Annotated in this window: 19 protein-coding genes; 4 read left to right on the top strand and 15 right to left on the bottom strand. The window is 56.4% G+C overall.

The window, feature by feature from the left end:
• Positions 1 to 27 precede the first annotated feature (27 nt).
• From BLT38_RS08365 to BLT38_RS08325, 9 genes are all read right to left on the bottom strand, one after another.
• Positions 28 to 2,031 (bottom strand): SpoIIE family protein phosphatase, encoded by a 2,004-nt coding sequence (locus BLT38_RS08365; protein WP_083344752.1) that lies wholly within the window; start codon positions 2,029 to 2,031, stop codon positions 28 to 30.
• Positions 2,032 to 2,069: 38 nt separating this feature from the next.
• Positions 2,070 to 2,816, bottom strand: a complete 747-nt coding sequence (deoC, locus tag BLT38_RS08360) for a deoxyribose-phosphate aldolase (RefSeq protein WP_197674949.1) — start codon at positions 2,814 to 2,816, stop codon at positions 2,070 to 2,072.
• A gap of 96 nt (positions 2,817 to 2,912) precedes the next feature.
• Positions 2,913 to 4,355 (bottom strand): UdgX family uracil-DNA binding protein, encoded by a 1,443-nt coding sequence (locus BLT38_RS08355; protein WP_083344751.1) that lies wholly within the window; start codon positions 4,353 to 4,355, stop codon positions 2,913 to 2,915.
• The gene (locus BLT38_RS08350) at positions 4,352 to 5,632 is read right to left on the bottom strand and encodes a putative DNA modification/repair radical SAM protein (RefSeq protein WP_083344750.1); all 1,281 of its coding nucleotides are present in this window, start codon (positions 5,630 to 5,632) and stop codon (positions 4,352 to 4,354) included. Before BLT38_RS08350 ends, BLT38_RS08355 begins: the two co-directional genes overlap by 4 nt.
• A gap of 138 nt (positions 5,633 to 5,770) precedes the next feature.
• The gene (locus BLT38_RS08345) at positions 5,771 to 8,065 is read right to left on the bottom strand and encodes a Tex family protein (protein WP_083344749.1); all 2,295 of its coding nucleotides are present in this window, start codon (positions 8,063 to 8,065) and stop codon (positions 5,771 to 5,773) included.
• Positions 8,066 to 8,147: 82 nt separating this feature from the next.
• The gene (locus BLT38_RS08340; protein ID WP_083344748.1) at positions 8,148 to 8,414 is read right to left on the bottom strand and encodes a hypothetical protein; all 267 of its coding nucleotides are present in this window, start codon (positions 8,412 to 8,414) and stop codon (positions 8,148 to 8,150) included.
• A 4-nt stretch (positions 8,415 to 8,418) separates the two neighbouring features.
• Positions 8,419 to 8,901: a cytochrome c-type biogenesis protein gene (locus BLT38_RS08335; protein ID WP_083344747.1), complete on the bottom strand. Its 483-nt coding sequence runs from the start codon at positions 8,899 to 8,901 to the stop codon at positions 8,419 to 8,421.
• Positions 8,901 to 10,970, bottom strand: coding sequence for a heme lyase CcmF/NrfE family subunit (locus BLT38_RS08330; RefSeq protein ID WP_083344746.1), 2,070 nt, complete (start codon positions 10,968 to 10,970; stop codon positions 8,901 to 8,903). Before BLT38_RS08330 ends, BLT38_RS08335 begins: the two co-directional genes overlap by 1 nt.
• 61 nt (positions 10,971 to 11,031) lie before the next feature.
• On the bottom strand, positions 11,032 to 11,421 hold the full coding sequence (locus BLT38_RS08325; protein WP_047487222.1) for a response regulator: 390 nt from the start codon (positions 11,419 to 11,421) through the stop codon (positions 11,032 to 11,034).
• A 404-nt stretch (positions 11,422 to 11,825) separates the two neighbouring features.
• On the opposite strand from BLT38_RS08325, the gene BLT38_RS08320 reads away from it, so the two are divergent.
• The gene (locus BLT38_RS08320) at positions 11,826 to 14,282 is read left to right on the top strand and encodes a serine/threonine-protein kinase (RefSeq protein ID WP_083344745.1); all 2,457 of its coding nucleotides are present in this window, start codon (positions 11,826 to 11,828) and stop codon (positions 14,280 to 14,282) included.
• 15 nt (positions 14,283 to 14,297) lie between these two features.
• On the opposite strand, the gene BLT38_RS08315 is transcribed toward BLT38_RS08320, so the two are convergent.
• Both BLT38_RS08315 and BLT38_RS08310 read right to left on the bottom strand, forming a co-directional pair.
• Complete coding sequence (locus tag BLT38_RS08315; RefSeq protein WP_083344744.1) at positions 14,298 to 14,648, bottom strand: hypothetical protein; 351 nt, start codon at positions 14,646 to 14,648, stop codon at positions 14,298 to 14,300.
• Entirely contained in the window at positions 14,645 to 15,178 is a 534-nt protein-coding gene (locus tag BLT38_RS08310; RefSeq protein WP_156785057.1) for an RNA polymerase sigma factor, read from the bottom strand. Before BLT38_RS08310 ends, BLT38_RS08315 begins: the two co-directional genes overlap by 4 nt.
• Positions 15,179 to 15,278: 100 nt before the next feature.
• Between BLT38_RS08310 and BLT38_RS08305 the strand changes: the two genes are divergently transcribed.
• Entirely contained in the window at positions 15,279 to 15,725 is a 447-nt protein-coding gene (locus BLT38_RS08305; RefSeq protein WP_083344743.1) for a DUF6249 domain-containing protein, read from the top strand.
• Positions 15,726 to 15,734: 9 nt separating this feature from the next.
• Here BLT38_RS08305 and BLT38_RS08300 read toward each other — a convergent pair whose 3' ends face one another.
• Positions 15,735 to 16,679, bottom strand: a complete 945-nt coding sequence (locus tag BLT38_RS08300; protein ID WP_083344742.1) for a TrbI/VirB10 family protein — start codon at positions 16,677 to 16,679, stop codon at positions 15,735 to 15,737.
• A 375-nt stretch (positions 16,680 to 17,054) separates the two neighbouring features.
• On the opposite strand from BLT38_RS08300, the gene eno reads away from it, so the two are divergent.
• Positions 17,055 to 18,344: a phosphopyruvate hydratase gene (gene eno / locus BLT38_RS08295; RefSeq protein WP_083346997.1), complete on the top strand. Its 1,290-nt coding sequence runs from the start codon at positions 17,055 to 17,057 to the stop codon at positions 18,342 to 18,344.
• Positions 18,345 to 18,423: 79 nt separating this feature from the next.
• Positions 18,424 to 20,040: a 2,3-bisphosphoglycerate-independent phosphoglycerate mutase gene (gpmI, locus tag BLT38_RS08290; protein WP_083344741.1), complete on the top strand. Its 1,617-nt coding sequence runs from the start codon at positions 18,424 to 18,426 to the stop codon at positions 20,038 to 20,040.
• 70 nt (positions 20,041 to 20,110) lie between these two features.
• Here gpmI and BLT38_RS08285 read toward each other — a convergent pair whose 3' ends face one another.
• The 3 genes from BLT38_RS08285 to BLT38_RS08275 are packed head-to-tail and all read right to left on the bottom strand — an operon-like array spanning position 20,111 to position 22,843.
• Entirely contained in the window at positions 20,111 to 21,064 is a 954-nt protein-coding gene (locus tag BLT38_RS08285) for a hypothetical protein (RefSeq protein WP_083344740.1), read from the bottom strand.
• Between the two features lie 36 nt (positions 21,065 to 21,100).
• Positions 21,101 to 22,090 carry a glutamate formimidoyltransferase gene (ftcD, locus tag BLT38_RS08280; RefSeq protein WP_083344739.1) on the bottom strand — a complete coding sequence of 330 codons (990 nt, stop codon included), beginning with the start codon at positions 22,088 to 22,090 and terminating at the stop codon, positions 21,101 to 21,103.
• Positions 22,091 to 22,114: 24 nt separating this feature from the next.
• Positions 22,115 to 22,843 (bottom strand): acyloxyacyl hydrolase, encoded by a 729-nt coding sequence (locus tag BLT38_RS08275; RefSeq protein WP_083344738.1) that lies wholly within the window; start codon positions 22,841 to 22,843, stop codon positions 22,115 to 22,117.
• Positions 22,844 to 22,862 lie beyond the last annotated feature (19 nt).

Genomic DNA, 22,862 nt, shown 5'->3' with positions numbered 1-22,862 from the left:
ACCATTCTAATGGTTGTGAGTGAAGGATCAGCGAACCTGCAGTACCAGCAGGGTTTCGTCGTCAAAATGTTCGTGTCCGTCCTGAAATTTGGAGACGCTTTCCAATACCGCCTTGACTGCGGTATCTGCATCTGATTCTCGCAGATTGTTCAGGACGTCAATCAGGCGATCATTGCCAAACATCTCACCGCTACGATTTTCCGCGTCGACAATGCCATCGGAGAAGAAGACAAGCAGGTCACCGGGTCTGGTGCTGATGGTGAACTCTTCATATTCAGCGTTGGGAAAGAGACCCAGCGGGAAACCTTCCGCTTCAATCAAGCGCGTACTCATCTGTTCGCCATCGGACGAGACCAACATGGGTTGCACAGATCCCGCATTCGCAAGACTGAGTGTTCGTTCGTCGTCGTTCCACACGGCAAAGAGCATGGTGACGTACTGCGAGTCAAGCTTGCGCTCCTGCAACTGATTGTTTAGTTCCGCTAGCATGGCTGCAGGAGAAAGATGTTGCGTGGCGACAGAACGAAGAATACCGCTCACCAACGCCGCATAGAGCGCAGCAGGTGCGGCCTTTCCGCTAACGTCGCCCACAGCAATTGCTACGCGGCCATTGCCATAGTCGATGAAGTCATAAACATCGCCACCGATGGAACGTGCCGGGAGAAACGTTGCCGCAAACTGCGCATGTGGCAGTGGCTGAGGAGGCGGAGGCAGTAGGCGCATCTGCACCTCACGCGCCATTTGCAGGTCGCGTTCCATGCGTTGTTCTTCTTCGAAGATGCGTTCGTACAACCGCGCATTCGTAATGGCAATGGCGATCTGACCAGCCAGAGTGGTCAGCGTGCGTTGATGATCTTCGTTGTAGTAGTTGACACGGGTGTGCTCCAGCGCGATAACGCCCGTGACCTTCTCTTTGTAAATCAGCGGTACCGCAATCATGGAACGCACTTCACCGGAACCTCGTTCGCCGCTGGGAGTGCTGTCGCCCAGATAGCGCGGATCTTTACGTACATCCGGAACCAGTATTGGATGGCGCTGGGCTGCTGCGATGCCAAAGATGCCTTTACCCATCTCTGCGTTGCGGTCACGTTGGACGCGTTCACCAAAACGCGTTGAGAAGCGATGCATAAACTGCTGTCGGCTTTCACTCCACAACAAAATAGTGAACATCTGAAAGTCCACCACCCGCTTCAGCAGAGTGCCAATGCGTTCCAGCAGCGTATCAAGATCAAGGATCGCTGTGAGCTCACGACTGATTTCAGCCAACACGGTCAATGTCTGCGCTTGCCGGGAAAGGCGCGTATACAGACGGGCATTCTCAACAGCCACAGCCATACGAGAAGCGACAAGCTCCAATAAACGTCGCTGATCCTGCGTGAATGCCCCTGGTTGTTCGCTTTCAAGATCAATCACGCCAATGACTCGATTCTTAATGATCAGGGGAATGGCAAGTTCGCTCTTTACGGCAGGATTGGCAGAGATATAGTGCGGTGAATGGGTAACGTCATCCACCAGGACAGATGCTCGTGTCGCTGCAGCCTGGCCCACAATGCCTTGGCCCATCTTCAGACGCATGCGCTCCACTTCAGGCGTGTGACCGACTTGAAAGCGCATCCATAATTCCTGCGTGCGGTCGTTAATCAGTAGGATGGCAAAGATGCGGTAGTCCACCACGGCCCGCACCAGTTCTGCCACGCGAAGCATTAGCGTCTGCAGATCCAGCGTATTGTTTAGCGCATCGGCCAGACGCTGAAGAAAGTCCACATGCTCGGAATGCACACGAATCCGATTTTCCGGATGGTTTGGTGAAACCGGGTCAATCACCATGTCATGATTCGGGATGTCGACGCGGATCGTATCGTCTGCCTGCGCGCCAGGACTGGGGCGATAATCGCCCTCAAACTCGTTCGAAAGAGTCTCTGCTTCATCCACGGCTTGCAGCCGCACCTCAGAAGCGTCAGAGGCGCGCGACCGCGTTACCACACGCAGCGGTTTGCCTTCGCGCTTTCCCTTGTCTTCCTGTGCGGCCATGTACCTGCTTGCCTTTGTAGCAGAGGTGCGGTCCTTCTTTAATAGCCGGAACCGCCGGAGTCACCCTTGGCCGTTCCGGTCAGCTCCTGAACAATGCGCACGCTGGCACTTGCGCCAATGCGATTTGCGCCTGCCTTCAGCATCGCCTTCGCGTCGGCCAAGGAGCGGATGCCTCCCGATGCCTTCACGCCGGAGCGCAGCCCTGCAACACTGCGCATCTGAGCAATGTCATCTACCGTGGCGCCCCCAGTGGAGAAGCCAGTGCTGGTTTTGATGAAATCTGCGCCAGCGTTTACGGCAATTTCGCTGGCACGCAACTTCTCTTCGAAATTTAGAAGGGCTGTCTCCAGAATGACCTTCACAATGGCGCCGCGCTCATGCGCCGCATCGACTACGCCACGAATGTCACTGGCGACCGTGTCATATTCGCCACCCTTGAGAGCTCCGATATTGAGCACCATGTCTACGTCATGAGCGCCGAGCGCGATGACACGCTTGGCCTCGTCAACCTTCGATTCGGCAAGGGATGCGCCGAGCGGAAATCCGATGACAACACCCACTGGGACGCCTGTGCCAGCTAATGCCGCGGCTGCCGTGGACACCCAGAACGGATTCACCATGGCGCATGCAAAGCGATACTGTGCCGCTTCCTCGCAAATCTGCAACACTTGTGCGCGTGTCGCATCGGCCTTCAGCAGGGTATGGTCCAGCGTGGCGGCAAGAGCGCGTGGGCTGCTGATTGCGTGTTCGTAAAAGCCTTCAGGGGTGTACGTCGATTCCATCATGTAAAAACTCTCAATCCACATGGGCGCTAAAAGCCCCAAAGGACATCTTATCCTCAGCCGGGCTGGCTTTGTTTCAACCCGGTAGTTGGTGACAGGTTACGCGGCCTTCATCGCAAACTGGTACGCGGCCAGCAGGTCATTTCGCAAGTGTTCGTACAACGTATGGCGCATCTCATCGTTCGGTGCCCGCAAAACAGCCGAAGGGTGAATTGTCGCCATGACATGTTCTGCGAAGGGGGTTGAAAGCACCTTGCCTCGGTCTCGCATCAGTCCAAACGTTCCTCCAAGAAGGGACTTTGCGGCAGAAGCCCCCAGACACAAAACCAGCTTCGGTTTGACGGCGTCGAGTTCGGCTAACAGCCACGGTTTGCACGCAGTGATCTCACTCATCCTGGGGTTCTGGTGCAAACGCAGTTTTCCTCTCTGCACAAACTTGAAATGCTTCACAGCATTTGTCATGAAAATATCGCCGTCGGCAATTCCAACTTCCGCTAGAGCCTTTCTCAATACGTTTCCTGCTGGCCCGACGAAGGGAAGACCTTGCAGATCTTCTTGATCTCCGGGCTGCTCACCCACCAGCATGAGCGGCGCATGGTTAGCACCTCTGCCTGGCACGACCTGGATTGCGTGTTGGTAAAGATCACAACCTTTGCATGTGGGCAGCGCTTCGCGAATCACAGTCAAGGTGTGTTTCGCCGGGACGAACGGAGCCGCACTCGGCTTTCCGGCCTGTGCGGAAACCATGCCCTCAACGCGTTTCACTGCGGTTGACATCAACTGTGGGAGTAATTCGATCTCCGGCAGGTTGCCCCAGTAATGCATCGGCATGTGACCACGCATAGCGACTGGATTGAGTCGGGCCGGGTTGAAGATGCTCGCATAGTAGCTCTTCCATAACTCCTCTAATTCATCGCCTGACGGAGCCTGTTCACGCGGGACCGGTGGCCCATACTCCAGTTGCTTTGTGGGGGGATCCCAAAATGCCGAGCCATCCGGCGTAAGAATGGTCCAACGCATCACCGCAAAACGTTCCGCGAAAAATGGTGCTGCCAGCTTCAGAATGTGGTGCTGCGGTTCGTACCAGGCAATGAACCGTTCCACGCCATCCGGATCCTCCACCCGACGGAATCGTACAAAGGCATGCATTTTGTGCTCGTCGCGTCGCACCTGCTGCTCCAACCGCAGTAGGGCGTTCACGTCAGCATCCACCTGCACTTTCATCAATTCGCGTTCTGTCTGCAATCGCCACAAAAGCCTGTACAGCAAGTTCCATCGTTGTGGGTCGCGATGACATGCTGCGATGATTGCCGTTTCCAGGAAACGTTTGGGAACATGCGGTTTTGAATCGGGCACATCCTGTATCAGTTCTGTTGAGTAATCGTCATTTTCTGAAAACAACTTCTGTGTCGTCGCAAATGCCGGGTCATAGAAGTCGATTAACTCAGGCGGAATCTTTTTGCTGACGACAGCACGAGCAAGTGCTCGCCATTGCGCAAAGTCTGGAACGACACGCACGCGCATCACATCAACGGCGTTCATAACGAACCCCACATGGCGGAACGCGCCACATCTTCAAACAAAGTCATCTGACGCGCGGAAGATGGAGCGTTTTGTGCAAGGGGCGTGAGTGTGTCACCGGTCTCGGAGACGGAGACTTCCAGCGGCAGATGATCCTCGGCGACGACGTATTGCTCAGCGTCTTTCCAGCGGACATGCAGTTTACGCAGGTCATCACTTGTCAGCCGGTGGTAGCGACGTATCGATAAAACCCTGTCCACATTTCGATATCCAAGCCCTGGGATCCGCAGCAGCACCTCTCGCGGGGCGGAGTTCACATCGACAGGAAAGAATTCAGGATGCCGTTTTGCCCATCCCAGCTTCGGGTCCGATGCAAGATCAAGATCAGGGGCATCTTCTGTCGTAATCTCCTCTGCGGCGAAGCCATAGTGCCGCATCAACCAATCTGCCTGATAGAGCCGATGCTCACGCAGCATGGGTGAAGCCTTCAATGGCAGCCGTGTATCCGCTTCCGGATACGGCGAAAAGCCTGTGTAGTACACCCGTCGCAGCTTGTGGTCGGTATACAGCCGGTTAGAGCGCGCAATGATTTCGCGATCGGTTGAAGGCGTGGCTCCAATGACCATTTGCGTGCTTTGACCAGCGGGTGCAAACGCCGGAGCATGGGCAAAGTGCCTGCGGTTGTCATCCGCTTGCTCTTTACCCAAACGAATCTGCGTCATGGTCGTTTCAATGACGTCTGATTTCTTCTCCGGGGCAAGCTGCACCAGGTCCTGCTGCGTTGGCAGTTCGATATTTGCGGACAGCCGGTCGGCATACAAACCTGCCTCGTCAATCAGTCTTCGATCGCAACCAGGAATTGCCTTGATATGGATGTATCCGCCGAAGTAATGCACGGTTCGCAGCGTCTTCGCCACGGTCACAAACTGTTCCATTGTGTAATCCGGCGACTGGATGATTCCGCTCGAAAGAAACAGCCCTTCGATGTAGTTGCGCTTGTAGAAATCCAATGTGAGCCGGACCACTTCGTCAGGCGTAAACCTCGCACGCCGAATGTCGCTACTGACACGATTGACGCAAAAAACGCAGTCGTATGTGCAGTAGTTCGTCAACAACAATTTCAGCAAAGATATGCAGCGGCCATCCGGCGTATAGCTATGGCAGATGCCGGTACCGTCGCTGTGGCCTACACCCTTGCTGTTGCCACTCCGCTTGGCGCCAGACGACGCGCAGGACGCGTCGTATTTGGCCGCATCAGCAAGAATCTCGAGCTTCTGTTGCACGGTGAGGGGGCCCATAATGCGTTTTCAGTATAGCGAATAAATGGCGAAAACGCCCACGCAGCGATGTGGATTATTGAACAAATGCAGTTCTTTTGTGGGGCCATGAAAAAGCCCTTGCTGACTCAACAGCAAGGGCTTATGTCCTGTCGGAAGTTAACGTCCCGTCGGAGCATTGCTGCGCCACTTTGTATTCAAGGCGGCCAACTTGTCTGCCATCGACGTGGGTTCTGGCGCTGATCGCTGCTGGGTCTGAGGGCGTCCACCACCGCGCTGCGGGGCTTTTCCACCCGGAGCAGGTTCGAGCGCCTTGATTGAAAGCGAGATGCGCTTCGTCTTGGCGTCGGCACTAAGAACCTTAGCCTTTACCAGTTGTCCAGCCTTCAACGCTTCGCTCGGGTCTTTGATGTACTTGTGCGAAATCTCCGAGATGTGAACAAGTCCATCCTGGTGTACGCCAATGTCGATGAAAGCACCAAACTTCGTCACGTTGGTGACCACGCCTTCCATCACCATGCCGGGTTCGACATCCTGAATCTCTCGCACTGCTTCGTTGAAAGTAGGGGCGACGAACGAATCGCGAGGATCACGGCCGGGCTTCTTCAACTCTTCGAGAATGTCGTTCAGCGTGTAAGTGCCTGCACCGAACGCGTCTGTCTTCACGCCCGTCAGCAGTTGAGGCTTACGGATCAAGTCATCGATCGAGGTGTTCAGAGAAGACGCAATCTGTTCCACCAACGCATACGATTCGGGATGCACCGCAGTGGAGTCCAGCGGTTGCTCTCCATCGCGGATACGCAAGAAGCCGGCGGCCTGCTCAAACGTTTTGGGGCCAATACCCGATACCTCATGTAATTGCTTGCGGGATTGGAAGCGGCCATTGGTATCGCGGAACTGGACGATGTTCAGCGCGATACGTTCGCTGATTCCGGCGACGTAACGCAGCAACGTCCACGATGCCGTATTCAAGTCAACGCCAACACGATTCACGCAGCTTTCGATCACTGCTTCCAGTGACTGGTTCAACTGGCGTTGATCCACGTCATGTTGATACTGACCAACGCCAATGGACTTAGGATCGACCTTCACCAGTTCAGAAAGCGGATCCTGCAGACGACGTGCAATGGAGATAGCGCCGCGCACGGTCAGATCAAGATCAGGGAACTCCTGACGCGCAACGTCTGAAGCGGAATACACGCTGGCGCCCGACTCGGATACCGTGACCTTGAAGATGCCACCGAGCTTGTGTTCAGCAAGGAAGTCACGAACGAAGGCGTCCGTCTCACGCGATGCTGTGCCGTTTCCAATCGCAATGGCTCGAATGTTCTGCGAAGCCACCATGACAGCCAGCTTCTGCGATGCCTCTTTCTCACGGCCTGTGTGCGGATAGATCACGTCATGCGCCAGGAACTTGCCTGTTTCATCAACGACAGCAATCTTGCATCCAGTGCGCAGGCCTGGATCGATTCCGAGTACGCGAATCGGCCCGGCGGGCGAAGCCATCAGCACATGCTGCAGATTCTCGCGGAACACATCAATCGCTTCTGTATCCGAGCGACGCTTCAATTCCAAACGCAACTCACCTTGAATCGACGAGTTGAGAAGGCGCTTCCAGCAGTCTTCAATGGCGAGGCGGAGTTGCGATGTCCAATCACCATCGTTCTTAAGAACGCGCGAACGAATCAGCGCCAGCATGCGTTCTTCCTCTGTCTCGATGAGCCAGTACAGAACGTTTTCTGCTTCACCACGACGCACTGCCAGCATGCGATGCGACGGGATGGTCTTCACCGGCTCGCGATACTCGTAGTACATCTTGAACTTTTCCTGCTCGTCTTTTGCATCGAAAATCTTGCGGCTGACGATTAGGCCTTCTTCAAACATCACATGACGCGTGGAGCGACGCACCTCAGCATCTTCGCTGATGCGTTCGGCAATAATGTGGCGCGCGCCTTCCAGTGCGTCGTCGATTGTCGCGACTTCCTTTTCAGGGTCGATGAGTGAAGTGGCGAGTGCGATCAGATCAAGTTCGCCAGGCTTCTGCGCCCACAGATAGTCAGCCAACGGTTCCAGACCTTTTTCGCGTGCAATCGTGGCCTTGGTGCGGCGCTTTGGCTTGTACGGCAGATACAGATCCTCAAGTTCGCTGCGGTCCAGCGTGCCCATGATCTTTGCCTTCAACTCGTCCGTCATCTTGCCCTGTTCCGTAATGGAAGACAAGACGGTCTCACGCCGCGAGACGAACTCGCGGAAGTAAGTGATCTTCTCGGCAAGATCGCGAATCTGCACTTCGTCCAGGTTGCCGGTGGCTTCCTTACGATAGCGCGCGATGAAGGGAACAGTTGAGCCTTCATCCAGGAGTCCCATCACGGCGCGTACGCCAGTGAGCGGGATATTTAGTTCTTGGGCAATGTGGAGGAGGATTTCGGGAGCGAGGGGTTGCACTTCAGCCATACCCGTTCATGGTAACGGGGAAGTCTCAGGAAAACTTGCTGCACGCCATAATCCGCAAGCGAGGATTATGACGTGCAGCCAATCAGACGCGTTCGAGTGTGTCGATTTCGCGGACAATAGTGGCCGCTTCGTCTTCCAACATAGCGCGTTGGGTAGCGTAATCCTCTTCCGGATACTTGCCGGCTTTGTATTCGAAGTTGAGGTCGCGCAAGTTGGCGAAGATGGATTCGCGGCGTTCGCGGAGGAAGTCTATGCGCGATGCGGAGCGCTGGACGAAGGGATTCTTCTCCGGCCAGAAGGTGTAAGCGAAGGCTCCAACAAGAAGTGCAATGCAGGCGACGTATGCCATGGGGTTAGTACTCCGTCTCGCGGCGGATGCGCTCGCGCACAGCGTCATTGTCCGGGCTGTAGGGGATAGAAGGCGCGCCAGCAACGGCGATCATGTGACGGCCCTTCCAGCGGCGCACGAGCAAAGCCGTGCCGCCAAGCGCGAGGATGAAAACGACAACGGGTGTGATCCATGCCGCGTTATCAAATCCACCCCGGATGGGCGCTGCGAGAACCGTAGGGCCGTACTTGGCGGTGAACCAATTGAAAATGCTGGTGTCACTACCGCCTGACGCTACCTGCGCACGAAGCTCCTTGATCATGCGGTCGCTATCAGGGCAGCCAACGTGGTTGCACTCCAGCAGAATCTGTCCGCAGCCGCAGACACACATCATCTTGTGGCCGATGGAAGAGAACTTCTCATCGGTGCTGCCTGCGCCAATGGTTGCAAGTGCAATGGTGAAAACGAACACCATCTGCAGGACACGATTGCGTAATAGATTGCGCATCAGTCGCCTCCCGCGGCTACCAGTTCACGCGGCTCAGCCGGTGCTGGCTTGTTGCTGAGTTGTGCGCGGAGGCCGGGCAACAGGGCAAGCACTGTACCGGCAAACACAATGGCCACACCCGCCCAGATCCAGCTTACGAGCGGATTCAGGAAGACCTTGATGATGGGCTTGTTCGTGTCGTTGTTGCGCCCCTCAAAGATGACATACAGATCGCGCAAAACCGTGGAATGAATTGCGACGATGGTTGATGTCGTCTGGCTCGCGGTGTAGAAGCGGCGCTCTGGTGTCATCTGGCCAATCTTCTTATCGCCGCGATAGACATCGAGCAGGGCGAAGTCGGTGTCGTAGTTCGGGTTCGAGTCTTCGGTGTAGCTCTGGCAGACAAGTTTGTAGTTGCCAATAGTGAGCGAGTCGCCAAAGCCCATCTCCATCTCATGCTGCTGATTGAAGGCACCACCCGCAAGCCCGATGAAGAGGATGACAATGCCGAAGTGGACGATGTAGCCACCGTAACGGCGGTTGTTGCGCATCGTCAGTGTCCAGACGGCTGCGGGAAGGCTTTTGCCCGATTGCGTGCGGACAACATTCGCTCCGCGCAGGAACTCTGCTGCGATCGCAACGATGACACCTGCTCCGATGGAGAAGCAGACGAGTGCGTAAAGCTGGCCTTCGAGATCATCCTTCGATGCAGACCACGGATGCATACCGGTCGCCATCAGGATGATGGCTGTGCCGATGACAGCGACGCAGGGAAGGATGAAGTTGCGACGGATGGATCGCAACGAGGTTGCGCGCCATGCCAGCAGCGGTCCTATGCCAGTGAGGACGAGGAGGAACAGACCAATTGGCACCGCGACTTTATTGAAGAACGGAGGTCCCATAGTGACCTTCGAACCCTGCACATATTCGCTGAGTACCGGGAAGAGTGTTCCGAAGAGAACGGTGAAGCAGGCCACCAACAGAACAAGGTTGTTGAAGAGGAAGCTGCTTTCGCGGCTTACAACTGATTCGAGCTTATGTTCGGAAGTAAGGTGGCTGCTCTGGCGGAAGAACACGAACAGGCAGACCGCGAAGATGATGCAAAGGAATGTAGTGAACCAGTCACCGATGCTGCTCTGCGCAAACGCGTGGACGCTGCTGACGAGGCCGGAGCGCGTCAGATCGGTTCCAAGGATGGTCAGCATGAACGTGAGGAAGATGAGCCACACGTTCCACTTCTTCATCATGCCGCGCTTCTCCTGCATCATGACCGAGTGCAGGAAGGCCGTGGCGGTAAGCCAAGGAAGGAACGATGCGTTTTCAACCGGGTCCCATCCCCAGTAGCCGCCCCATCCAAGCACCGCATAAGCCCAGTGCATACCAAGAGAGATACCCACGGTAAGGAACAGCCACGTCACAAGCGTCCAGCGACGGGTGATGCGGATCCATTTTTCGCCGGGGTAGCGCATCATGAGCGCGCCAAGTGCGAAGGCGAACGGAACGGTGAAGCCCACGTAACCCAGGTACAGCATGGGGGGATGGATCACCATCTCCACGTATTGCAGCAGTGGGTTCAGACCATTGCCATCGGCGGGGATGGGGCCTTTGGTGAGCGAGAAGGGTTCCGCTGCGAAGTTCAGCAGAGCGAGGAAGAAAATCTGCGGCGCCGCAAGAATAGTGGACGCATAGGCGAATAGGCGGACATCCGTCTTATGACGCAGGCGCAGCACAAAGCCGTATCCCGACAGAAGGAACGACCACAGCAGCAACGAGCCTTCCTGTCCGCTCCAAAGAGCGGAGAACTTGTACATCGGGTTCAGCGCGATGTTTGTGTGTTCGCGGATGTACTCGACGGAAAAGTCGTTGGTGAAGGCTGCCCAGACGAGGGCAAAGGCCGCGCAAAGCACTGCAATAAAGCTGGCGACGCCGGCACGACGAGCGGTTTCGCTTAGTCGCTCAGCCGAGATGCGAAGCTGCATCCCCTTGGCCATCGCGAAGAGAGCGAAGCTACCCGCAAAAAACGTATAGGCAGCGAGGCACAGCGCCAGAAGCAGCGCAAAGGTGCCGAAAGTAGGCATGGGATGAGGCATGGATGTCCGGCGCTATGCGCGCAGGTTCATTGTCTCAGGTGCGTGACAACGGGTGCAAACGTCACGCGGGCTGCCGCTCCGGTATCCGGCAGTTGACCAGCCGGTCGACGGAAGCGAGTAGATTATCCGGCAGCAGAGGCTTCAAACGGAAGGTCACATGGAGTCCCCGATACTCTTCCTCTGCTTCTTCCAGGCCGCTGATCACCAAAACCGGTAGGTCAGGTTGGAGAGTACGGAGTTCGCGGACGAATTCGGCGCCACTCATGCCGGGCATGATGTGGTCAGTGATGACAAGTTGAATTTCGGCGGGGAAATCGTTGTCACGGAACTGTTGCAGCGCACGCAGGGGGTTCAGAACGGGAATGACGAAATACCCGGCGCGCTTGAGGATCGTCTGTCGCGTGGCGGCCTGGATGGCGTTGTCGTCAATCAGAAGTACAGTTGCTTCCATCGATGTTTCTATTCCTCTGCGGGAGTTGCTCTTGTTGTGAACTGGCCTGCGTATCTGGAGATTTCCAACTTCAGATGCCAATGTTGCCACAACAGCAGCCCCGCAATGGGTTATTTTTACAGGTGCTTTCCTGCATGAAAAGGTAGGCCCAGAGGGAAAATGGGGCATTTTGCCAGTAAAACGGGCAGTTGCAATGATTTATGCGGCCTGCGAATAAATTCCTGCGGGTGGGAAGAATCTTCGCGGATACCCTGTGGCAGGGCGGTTTTCCGCCTGACGAGCAGCTGTTGTCGTTTCAGTTAATACTCTTCATCGCCCTGCTGAATTAATCCGAAAAGGGAACGCTCGGAGCATGTATCTAGCTCTTCACGATGTAACGCACTCATCCTTGCGATAATGAGGCTATGAAGCACCGCGTCATTGAACACTATGAGCTGGTCCGAAAGCTTGGGGCTGGCGGAAGTGGCGTGGTCTATCTGGCCAACGACACGCAGCTGCAGCGGCCTGTCGTATTGAAGCTGCTGCAACGCGGAGCGTTGACCGAAGAGCAGATGCGGACAACCTATCTGCGCGAGGCGCGGCTGGCCTCCGCCATTGACCACCCGAATGTGTGTTCCATCTATGACGTAGGCGAATCGGGTGACGAAGCCTACATCGTGATGCAGTATGTCCCCGGAAAACCGCTGGACAAGCTGATCGAGGGCGGACCGGCGTCGGTCGAGCTGGTGTTGTCTGTTGGTATCCAGATGGCTGACGGCCTGTCTGCGGCGCACTCGCTTGGCATCTTCCATCGCGATCTGAAACCCGCCAACGCCATCCTGACCGATGGCGGTCTGGTGAAGATTCTGGATTTCGGCCTGGCGCGACGCATCAATATGGAAGATGTTGAGTTCGATCCAGCGCGATCGAATCCCCGGACACCTCCGCCGGATGCAAAGTACACAGCTCGTGGCGGCACTCTGGCATATATGGCTCCGGAGCAGTTCGTTACGGGCCAATCTTCGGTGCAGAGCGACATTTTTGCTCTAGGCGTGGTGTTGTACGAGTTGCTGACGGGGCGGCATCCGTTCCATCGGCCAGATGCTCCGGATTTTCAAAGCATCCGCGCAATTCAGTTTGCGGAACCGCCGTCGATTACCGAACTTGCACCGAATACGCCAGTAGAACTTGAGAGCGCGATTCTGCATTGCCTTGAGAAACAGCCAGCTGCACGATTTGCGTCGGCTGCCGAGTTGCGCGAGAGTCTGCGCACCATTCTTAAGGCGAATGAGCTGGATTCGCTGGTAGTGCCCAGTGCGAGCATGTCCGCGTCAGCTTCACTCGATTTCAAGACGCCGGAAGAAGAGAAACGGTCAACCGGTTTCCTCTCGATGCTTGCTGAGCGATTCCGCGAAAGTGGCGGCAACGAACAACAAAACACGATCGTAGTGCTGCCGTTTGTGAACATGGGACCAGCCTCTTCCGCGCCGCTATACGGGCATGCGTTGGCTGACGCGATCAGTGCGCGACTGGCACGGATGCAGTCGCTGGTGGTTCGGCCCACGAGCGCACTGATGAATGTTCCTGCGCGCCAGCTTGATCCCTTAAGCATTGGCCGAAAGCTGCTGGTGCAGTATGTGGTGGCCGGAAGCTTTCTGAAGGGTGAAAGCGGTTTCGACCTGAACTGGCAGATGCTGGACGTTCCGGCGCAGGCTGTTCGTGCGGGCGGTTCTATCAACGTCGAGTCATTCGATCTGATTGCGGTGCAGAACGAGATCAGCACGGAGATTTTCGGGGCGCTCCGCGGCAGTGCAGCGGTTCGTATTGGAGGCCGTAACCAGCAGGATCATCCGCATTCGTTGAACGAAGAAGTCTCCGAGGAGTACCTCCAGGCACGTGCGGTGTTGAGTACCTTCATGTCGCGCACGGGAGCGCTTGAAGACCTGGAGCGCGCACGCAAGCTGTTTGAGGATGTGACGCTGCGTGATCCTTCCTATGCAGCCGCCTGGACCGGCCTGGGTGTGACCCATCTGCAATATGCGCGGCACGGGCTTGGCGGGCAGATGCATCTGTTGGAGACACGCCGCGCCCTGGATAGGGCGTTGTCGCTGGATCCGGCTTCGGTAGAAGCGAACCTGTATCGCGTGTACATGTTGCTCTCGCGCGGTGAAAAGGAAAGCGCACGTCACGGCATTGCTCATCTGTTACAGACCGCGGGCAATGACTGGAATGTGCATCGCGTGGCGGGTATGACCCTGCGAAGCGATGGACAATATTCCGAAGCATTGCGTGAGTTCGGCATCGCATTGCAGCAGAATCCCGCGGATGCCGCAGTCATTTACAACCATCGCGCACGCGTTTTGCAGTATCAGAATCAGTTGGAACTGGCCGACGAGGAACTGGAAAAGGGACTCGCCCTGGAGCCTAAGCAGCCGTTGCTGCGCATCTCGCGCGGCTATCAATTGATGCGGCTGGGACGCCTCTCTGAAGCAATTGACGCGCTGGAAGAGGTGATTGCAGAAGACGCCACCATGCGCATTGTGTTTCCGACAATTGCCATGTGTTACGTGCAGCTTGGGGATCGCACGAAAGCAGCGACTTTTATTGTCGATGAGACGATGGCCGCGGCCGAAGCCGATAGCGAAATGGCATATAGATTGGCTACGTATTTCGCGGTGGATGGCGAGGCCGGCGAGGCGCTGCACTGGCTGCGTCGTGCCGTGTACCTGGGAAATGAGAATTATCCGTGGTTCGCGAAGAATCCGGCCTGGGCTAAGTTGCAGGGAAACAGTGATTTCGAGCTGATTCTGAATGATCTGAAGAAGATATTCAAGCGCAACACAAAGACCTGGAAACGCTTGCTGGGGCAGTTGGCCCGTTAAAGGAACCGGATATCTTTACTGCCTTGAGAAACGTCCACTAAAGCCGAGCCACAAAACCAGAACACCGAATTGCGCAAGCAACACCATCTGAAAGGTCATCCATGTGGAGGACGTTCGGGTTGCAGGCGTGATGGCCAACATAAGCACCAGAAGCAATCCAAGCGCGACAAAGATTGCCTTGCGACCGTAGTCCGGCGCTGTGAAAACGGCGTTCGCAAAACGTGGACGCGCCTTTGGTGTTTGCGGAATACGTCCCATCACGCGTGCGGCGAAATCATGCGGCGCCCTCATCTGTGGGGGAGTTTCCAGGGCACGGAGAAGTGCGGCATTGAACTCGTCCTGCGGGTCTTGCGTGGGTGTTGTCATTGCCATCCTCCTTTCCGTTCCAGTGCTGTTCTTAGCTTATTCCTGCCGCGGTGCAGATGCGTTCGGACTGTACCTATAGGAAGCTGAAGTGACTCTGCTATTTGTTGGTAACTTCGCTCCTCCTGATGATAGAGGACAAGGATGGAGCGCTCGACCGCGCTGAGTTTGCCCATTTCTTCTTCGACACGTAGTTGCAGTTCTCGCGTTGCCAGCTCCTGTTCAGCGTTTGGCGACGGATGATGCAGCCGATCTTCCCATCCGCTGGTCTCGTCCGAGATAGAAGTCTGGCGCTGATCAATCCGTTTACGCCGCTTCCATTCATCCTGTGCCACGTTGACGACGATGCGGTGTAGATATGTGGTGAGAAGAGCCTCGCCACGAAACGATGGCAATGCGCGATAAAGTCTGAGAAAGACGTCCTGTGCCAGATCATCTACGTTCTCTCGCGATCCTGTAAGTCGGACGAGCATACGAAACACCATGTCCTGATGTTGCGTGACTACCTGCTCGAAGCTGGCTTGATCGTTCAAGAGAGGGTAAGACCGTGCCGGATAGCGAAAGTTTCAGAAAAGATTTTTGAAACTCAGGGGACGCGCTTCAGTCTAACGCCGGCGAAAAGGAGAAACACCCATGAATGCTTTCGATAGTCCGTTTGTGGTTCCCGTTGCTGGTTGCGTGATGATTCTGGGTCTTGGCGTGGCCGGTATTTATTCGGAGATTCGCAACAAAGAACTGCGCTCGCAGGAACGTATCGCTATGCTGCAGCGCGGGGTGCCGCTTGCGGACATTGAGCGCATGATGGCCCAGACCGTTGACGAAGAGAAGAAGGTGCGCGACCCGTTGCGTAGTCTGGCGAATGCGCGTCGTACGGCTCTTATCTTGCTGGCTTGTGGTGTCGGACTTGGAGTCTTCGGGTTGTTGCTCTACGAGATTCTTCAGATCAGACCAGTGTTGGTCGTGGCCGCAACGGGCATCATCAACCTGTGCATCGGCGTAGGCTTCCTCATCGACTACAACATGCAGAAGCGCGAACTCTCGCGCTTCGGCATGGAAGTGGACTCGGAAGCCTCGCTGTAATTTCTGACTTTAGTTGGTTGGAACGAAAGCCGTTTCCGAAACTCCAGATGGCGCCACTGGCGATGCTGCTGCCATGGGTGTCGACGGAACAGGCTGTGCCGGAGCCGACGCAAAGTTCATGCGGCTGAGGTCCAAAGGCTCTGTCAGGCTAAGAACCAGCTGCGTACCTTCGGGCAGATGCGTCTGACGATCCTGCTTCAGCCACACCACTGTGCCAAGCCCTGCGCCTACACCGGCTCCAACCAATGCGCCAGCCGGACCGGCAATGACGCCACCCGCTGCTGCCGCTCCACCAGTGGCCAGGGACATGGCTGCGAGCGTTCCGCCTACGTGGTCTTTCCGTAGGATGTTTCCTTCGTCATCAATACGTGTGTGAGCGAACTGATCCGAGTCGACAACCTGCGCGCGCAGGGGAAGCCGTGTGCCGTCCGGCAGAACGACGGTATCCATCTGAAGATGGATGAGTGCGGTACCGCGGATACGTTTGCCACCGCGAACCTGGGTAACCCGGCCTTCCACGATGGAACCCTGCGGAATCACGATACGACCGTCATTCTGGATGTTTTCGGTCAGTTGGGCCCGGAGCGGCGTGTTGGGTTCTGTCGACACGGTGTCGATGGCGCTCTCTAACGTGATATGCAGCGAGGTCCCGGGGGGAAGTTCGTTCGGACGGCGCACCACTTCCGTCACAATGCCCGCATCGGGATCCGGTTGCTGTGTGCGCGGACGCAGCACTGGCGCTCCGCCATAGGGCTTGTACTCACCGTAGACCTCTGCGGCCGAGGGCTTAGCCTGCGGCGCGGCTTCGGCAGGTGCTGCTGCGGCAACAGGAGCCGGCTGCGCGACCTGAGGAATGTCCTGCACGCTCTCCGGCGGGTTGGACACACCGGTCTGCTGTGCAAACGCATTGCCCGCAAGCACTGCGGCAAAAGCAAGGGCGATGGGCATCTTCATCGGGATACAACTCCTCGTTGGTTCTTCTTCAAACTGTGCAGCCACGCAAATTCAGGCTAGAAGAGTAGACGCGTTTTCGGCGGAATCATCTCGCGGGCTGAATCCAGAGGGTAAACGCGGGAACTGCCGGTGGTTCCACTCCGAGCGTTAGCGCTTTCGTTTGCTAGAATTTTCCGTGGAGCACCAAGTCAATCTGCATTTTTCCAGTGGCAGGCTGCCCCACCACTTTTTCTTCTTGTAGACACCATGGCAGAGATTCTGGAGACGATACTTGGCACGAGCGGAAGCCGCATTGCCGTGGATCGTCGTCCCAAGCTGAATGAACGGCTGCAACATCGCATCCTCGCGCCGCAAGCGGCCGAAGGGAAAGGCAACATGACTGAAATCATTGCAATTAAGGCGCGGGAGATTCTGGACAGCCGCGGTAATCCGACCGTAGAAGCCGACGTAATCCTGTCTGGCGGAGCTATCGGCCGCGCAGCAGTTCCCAGCGGCGCCAGCACCGGCGAGCACGAGGCTGTAGAGCTTCGTGACGGCGACAAGGAAGTTTACCTGGGCAAAGGCGTGATGCAGGCCGTGGAGAACGTCGAAAGCGCCATCGCGCCGGAACTGTCTGGTATTGACGCGACGAACCAGCGACTGATTGACGCCACCATGCTGCAGTTGGACGGCACCCCGAACAAAGGCAACCTTGGCGCAAATGCGATTCTGGCAGTCTCCATGGCAACTGCCCGCGCTGCTGCGAATGCGCTGAAGCTGCCGCTGTATCGCTACCTGGGCGGCGTGAATGCCTGCCTGCTGCCCACGCCGATGATGAACATCATCAACGGTGGCGCGCACGCCGATAACAACGTGGACTTTCAGGAGTTCATGATTATGCCGGTGGGTGCGGAGAGCTTCTCTGACGCTCTGCGTTGGGGCGCTGAGGTCTTCCACACGCTGAAGGGCGTGCTGAAGAAGAAGGGCTACAACACCGCTGTGGGCGATGAAGGTGGATTTGCGCCGTCGCTGAAGTCGAACGTGGAAGCGATTGACGTGATCCTGGAATCGATCTCGCAGGCTGGTTTTGAAGCTGGCGAAGATATCGTCCTGGCTCTCGATCCCGCTTCGAGCGAGTTCTACAACAAGGAAGCCGGCAAGTACATCTTTAAGAAGTCTGACAAGAGCGAAAAGACGTCGGCCGAGATGGCTGCGTTCTGGGCTGACTGGGTTCGCCAGTATCCCATCGTGTCGATTGAAGATGGTCTGGCCGAAGACGATTGGGATGGCTGGAAGATCCTCACCGACGAGATTGGCGACCGTTGCCAGCTTGTGGGCGACGACCTGTTCGTGACCAACACGAAGCGTCTGCGTGAAGGCATTGAGAAGGGCGTGGGCAACTCGATCCTGATCAAGGTGAACCAGATCGGAACTATCACCGAGACGTTGGAATCGATTGAGCTGGCGCGCCGTTACGGCTACACCTCGATCATTTCGCATCGCTCGGGCGAGACGGAAGATACGTTCATTGCTGACCTTGCAGTGGGTACCGGTGCAGGCCAGATCAAGACCGGCTCGTTGTCGCGTACAGATCGCATCGCCAAGTACAACCAGCTTCTTCGCATTGAAGAAGAACTGGGCCAGGGCGCTGAGTTCCTGGGTATTGAAACCATCAACTGCGAATAGTTAATAAAGCTAACTATAGAAAGAGGGAGTGGCAGTTGGCCACTCCCTCTTTGCAAGCTGCAAGGAAATAGGAGCGAATATGTCCCGCCGTAAACCACTTGTACTCACCATTCTCGACGGCTGGGGCGTTCGCGCTGAGAAGCATGGCAACGCTATCGCGATGGCGCGCAAGCCAACGTATGACATGTTGCTGCGCGAGTATCCCAACACTATCATCCGTGCCAGCGATCACTATGTTGGTTTGCCGGATGGACAGATGGGCAATAGCGAAGTGGGCCATCTGAACCTGGGCGCGGGCCGCGTGGTGCGCATGGATATTGTGCGTATCGATTCGCTGATTGAGTCCGGTGAGTTTTTTGAACTGCCACTGCTGGTGAATGAAATCAAGGGAGCGATGGAGCGTGGTCGCAACGTTCACTTCCTTGGATTGTTGAGCGATGGCGGTGTGCATTCGCATCAGCGGCATTTGTATGCCTTGCTGAAGCTGTGCGCAAAGCTTGGTACGAAGGACGTGTTTGTCCATGCTTTTCTTGATGGACGCGACACTATGCCGACTTCTGGTGCAGGCTATGTCGATGCGCTGCAACAGCAGATTCGCGAGATTGGCGTCGGTAAGCTGGCATCGTGCAGCGGTCGCTACTACGCGATGGATCGTGATCTGAAGTGGGATCGTGAGGCCAAGGCATTCGATGCCGTGGTGAAGGGCAATGCCGAAGGCGGCACGGCCACCGATGCCGCTTCGAAGATTCGCGAGAACTACAACAACGGAGTGACCGACGAATTCACCATTCCGTTTGTCTGCGTAGATGGTTCAGGTAAGCCAGTTGGAACCATTGGCGACGAAGATCTGTGTATCTGCTTCAACTATCGTAGTGACCGCGTGCGGCAGATTACGCGTGTGCTGGCGCGCAATGTTGAAGGTGGCTTGACGAAGTCGAATGCGCTTGATCTTCCCAAGGCAGATGAGCTTGACCTTGAGATTCCTCGCGTCTCCTCGCCGAAGAGCATTCGTTACATCACCATGACGCAGTATGATCCGAAGTTCACGCTGCCGATGGTGATCCTGCCAGAGAGCATGGATAATCTGCTGGCCAACGTGATGGCGAACAATGAACTTCGCAATCTGCGTGTTGCTGAGACGGAGAAATACGCACACGTAACGTACTTCTTCAATGGTGGCATCGAGAAACCGTTCGCGGGTGAAGAGCGTGAGGTGGTGCAGTCGCAGAAGGTCGCGACGTATGATCTGGCTCCGGAGATGAGCGCGCGTGGCATCTGCGATGTGGTGCTGAAGGCGATCGACGACACCGCGTTTGATGTGGTCGTCGTTAACTTTGCCAATGCCGACATGGTGGGCCACAGCGGCAAGATGGAGCCGACGATCAAGGGCGTGGAGACTGTAGATGCTTGCCTCGGCGAGATCTATGCGTCGCTGAAGCGCAATGGTGGTTCGTGGCTCATTACAGCCGATCATGGCAATGCAGAGATGCTGATTGATCCGGTAACAGGTGGGCCGCACACGGCGCATACGACGAATCCGGTGCCGTTGATTGCTGTCACCGAAGCAGGGAAGTCGTTCTCGTTGCGCGAAGGTGGCTCACTCCGCGACTTGTCACCAACGATGTTGGCGATGCTTGGGCTCGACCTGCCGAAGGAAATGACTGGCGGTGATCTACGAGTGTTTCCGAAGCTTTAATAGAAACCAGAACAAGAGAAGGCCGGATGCGTCTGCATCCGGCCTTTCTTGTTTTGAACTGTTTGTTAGCTTAACGAACGACCTGCTGAAAGAGGGAAGAACTCAGCAGTTCGGAGAACTGCGAGTCGTTCGCGGCATAGGAAACCTGTAGCGTGCCCGAGTTGGAGTCGATGTTAGTTTCCTTCATCGCTGCCTTCTCCATCTGCGAACCCTGCGACTGCTTCAACAGAACCATGCCCTTCATCAGGGTGGCTGCGGTAGCGGCAGTCATGGTGTCGCTCATCACTACAGCCATGTCGAACTTGATGCCGTTGGCGAAGTCCATGGTGTAGCGCGAACTCTTCATGCGGTTCTTTACCGTGTCGTAGTCGGTGAGGGAAGCGGCATCACCCAGAACGCTGCGCATCATGGTCTGCGTGCCCTTCTGATCGAGCAGGCTCCAGATGGCGCGCTGATCCACGATATTCATTTCGCCCATCATGTCGGTGTTTTCCAGGATGTTGGACGAGAGGCCATCACGGCAGTCGAGGCCTGCCTTCACCGCGGCGCTGTCGCCAAAGATCATGGTGGTCTGGTTGAGGAAGACCACGCTCATACCTGCAGCGCCCATGGGGTACACGCTGTAGTTACGAATCACAGTCGGCTTGGTCTTCTGCTTCACCCAGTTTGCCTGGATGGAAGCGGTGTTGAACTGGCCCTGTGCCACGCCGAGTGTCCGCGTGTTGTTAGCGCTGGTGCCGCCGACACGAAACGCCGCAAAGGCAAGCGTTTCCGTGTCGCGATCCACCTTGAGGCCGCTGGTCTTCAGCGCCGTTTCCAGGCGAACCAGTTCCGGAGGCATAATTCGCTGTTTCAGATTCATGGCGGCAGGCGAAGCCTGCATTGAGCGGTAGTCCACCACGATCAACTGCTGTATATCCTTCGGGATAGACGCCTTCGCATCGCCGCTCAATTGCGCCGCATGCGCCGCTCCTGCGGTAAGAACCGCAACCAATCCCATCAGCACTGTCCGTGCGATCTTCATTACCAACTGCCTCCGTGCCACTGCTTCTTAATTATTTTAGACGTGCGCTGCGGAAACTGGCTCTGGCCACGGGAGGGGCCGGGACAGCTTCCGTTCGAGTACTTTTTCGTCCGGGTGGAACTCACTGGTTTGACGCAGCCACTCCGGTAGCGTTTCGCGAGCGATGACTGGCGCGCATGCCGCCTCTGGAATCAGTCCAATAAGTTCGCCCTCGGCAGTGGCAATGCCCATCCGGTTGGCCACGCGGCATACCGCAGCGTGGACTGCGGCCACTGGGGATGCTCGGAAGTCCGTGATGTTCATCGAAACTTGTGCGCGGCCTTCCACCAGCACTCCCATTGCCTTGACGCCGACCATGCCACCGCTGGAAGCACGCAATTCCTTTGCAATGGCGCGCGCGGCGTGCAGATCCGTACTCTCGAGAAAGATGTTGTAGGCGATGAGGAACTGGCGTGCACCTACGGCAACCGCCCCGGCCGTCGTGTGGAGTTCGCCAAGCCCAACGTCCGGATGACGCGAGGAATCGCGGCGGACTGCATCGCGAATGCCTTCAAACTGGCCTCGGCGTACTTCTTCCAGACGCATGCGATCCGGTCGCATGGCGGCTGCCTCATAAAAGTACACAGGAACGCCAAAACGTCGCCAGATTTCCAGACCGGCATGATGCGCAAGCGACGCACACTGTCCCAGGGTATAGTGCGCGACAGGAACAAACGGAACCACGTCCGCCGCACCCATACGGGGATGCACTCCCGCCTGCTTCGTTAGGTCGATGAGCTGAGCCGCGCGTCCAACGCCACGAATGGCTGACTCTGCAACGGCTTCGGGAGATCCTGCAATGGTGACGACGCTACGGTTATGCGTCGCGTCCATGGACCAGTCCAGCAGGCTTACGCCGAAGACCTTCATGGCTTGCACAATCTCGCGCACAATGCGTTCGTTCCGGCCCTCAGAAAAGTTCGGAACACACTCGACGATTGGTTCGTTCGCCGATGGGGGGACTGCTTCGTACTGCTTCTCTGCCATCACTTCGAAACTTCTACACTCTGCCTATTTCCACCACGTGTAACCGATGGAAAATTGCACACTGGCATTCACGCCAGGGTTGCGGTCGCCCAATGAGGCCGACGAAATATGTACAGCGTTCGCCCCAAAATCCAACGAACGGTTCGGCTGCAGAAAGTAATGAAGACCAACGCCACCCTGCGGGGTGAAGTTCCAGACACTGGCGTCAGAGTTCGGTCCCATGTTCTGCAGATTTACTTCGCCCTGACCATACGCCGGATACTTATGATTCGTCCATAGAACGCCACCTGCCGCCTGCGCCCACGGCATGATCCTGTGTCCGTGGGTAAAGTTCCACCGCAGGATGATTGGGGTGATGGAGGCGCCGTGGAAGGTACCACCTACGGTGTACGGGCCCACGCAGTTGAAGACGTTGACGTTGGGGGTGCCGGTACAGGAATAACGCTGGAAAGTGGGCGTGTTTGACTGCCAGTAGGGGAAGACCTCGACGGCGTATTCGAAGTTTCCTTTGAAGAGACCGCTGCCATATTCGGGCGTGAGAACCTTGCCAAGATGGCCACCAGCCATGAAGAACTGGAAGTCGTCACGCTCGTCGGTAACGCCTTTACCGCCTTGAAATAGGACACCCATCTCCCACGGAGTGTGTTTTGCCGCCGCGCCTACAGGCGATTCATTGGCAGTCATCTGACCGAGTGCTGCAAGGGGGAACAGTCCCGCTACCGCTGCAAGAACCAAACGCTTTACCTGGGACATTCCACTCCTTCTTCCGGTG

Source organism: Terriglobus roseus, assembly GCF_900102185.1.
GTDB classification, from domain to species: domain Bacteria; phylum Acidobacteriota; class Terriglobia; order Terriglobales; family Acidobacteriaceae; genus Terriglobus; species Terriglobus roseus_A.
Note: the sequence above shows the minus strand (reverse complement) of the source record. Positions and strands in the feature narration are given on the sequence as shown.

Bases quoted from the DNA above. Each gene is read 5' to 3' on its own strand.
- BLT38_RS08365 (WP_083344752.1), bottom strand. From the start codon at position 2,031: ATGGCCGCACAGGAAGACAAGGGAAAGCGCGAAGGCAAACCGCTGCGT.
- deoC (WP_197674949.1), bottom strand. From the start codon at position 2,816: ATGATGGAATCGACGTACACCCCTGAAGGCTTTTACGAACACGCAATC.
- BLT38_RS08355 (WP_083344751.1), bottom strand. From the start codon at position 4,355: ATGAACGCCGTTGATGTGATGCGCGTGCGTGTCGTTCCAGACTTTGCG.
- BLT38_RS08350 (WP_083344750.1), bottom strand. From the start codon at position 5,632: ATGGGCCCCCTCACCGTGCAACAGAAGCTCGAGATTCTTGCTGATGCG.
- BLT38_RS08345 (WP_083344749.1), bottom strand. From the start codon at position 8,065: ATGGCTGAAGTGCAACCCCTCGCTCCCGAAATCCTCCTCCACATTGCC.
- BLT38_RS08340 (WP_083344748.1), bottom strand. From the start codon at position 8,414: ATGGCATACGTCGCCTGCATTGCACTTCTTGTTGGAGCCTTCGCTTAC.
- BLT38_RS08335 (WP_083344747.1), bottom strand. From the start codon at position 8,901: ATGCGCAATCTATTACGCAATCGTGTCCTGCAGATGGTGTTCGTTTTC.
- BLT38_RS08330 (WP_083344746.1), bottom strand. From the start codon at position 10,970: ATGCCTCATCCCATGCCTACTTTCGGCACCTTTGCGCTGCTTCTGGCG.
- BLT38_RS08325 (WP_047487222.1), bottom strand. From the start codon at position 11,421: ATGGAAGCAACTGTACTTCTGATTGACGACAACGCCATCCAGGCCGCC.
- BLT38_RS08320 (WP_083344745.1), top strand. From the start codon at position 11,826: ATGAAGCACCGCGTCATTGAACACTATGAGCTGGTCCGAAAGCTTGGG.
- BLT38_RS08315 (WP_083344744.1), bottom strand. From the start codon at position 14,648: ATGACAACACCCACGCAAGACCCGCAGGACGAGTTCAATGCCGCACTT.
- BLT38_RS08305 (WP_083344743.1), top strand. From the start codon at position 15,279: ATGAATGCTTTCGATAGTCCGTTTGTGGTTCCCGTTGCTGGTTGCGTG.
- BLT38_RS08300 (WP_083344742.1), bottom strand. From the start codon at position 16,679: ATGAAGATGCCCATCGCCCTTGCTTTTGCCGCAGTGCTTGCGGGCAAT.
- eno (WP_083346997.1), top strand. From the start codon at position 17,055: ATGACTGAAATCATTGCAATTAAGGCGCGGGAGATTCTGGACAGCCGC.
- gpmI (WP_083344741.1), top strand. From the start codon at position 18,424: ATGTCCCGCCGTAAACCACTTGTACTCACCATTCTCGACGGCTGGGGC.
- BLT38_RS08285 (WP_083344740.1), bottom strand. From the start codon at position 21,064: ATGAAGATCGCACGGACAGTGCTGATGGGATTGGTTGCGGTTCTTACC.
- ftcD (WP_083344739.1), bottom strand. From the start codon at position 22,090: ATGGCAGAGAAGCAGTACGAAGCAGTCCCCCCATCGGCGAACGAACCA.
- BLT38_RS08275 (WP_083344738.1), bottom strand. From the start codon at position 22,843: ATGTCCCAGGTAAAGCGTTTGGTTCTTGCAGCGGTAGCGGGACTGTTC.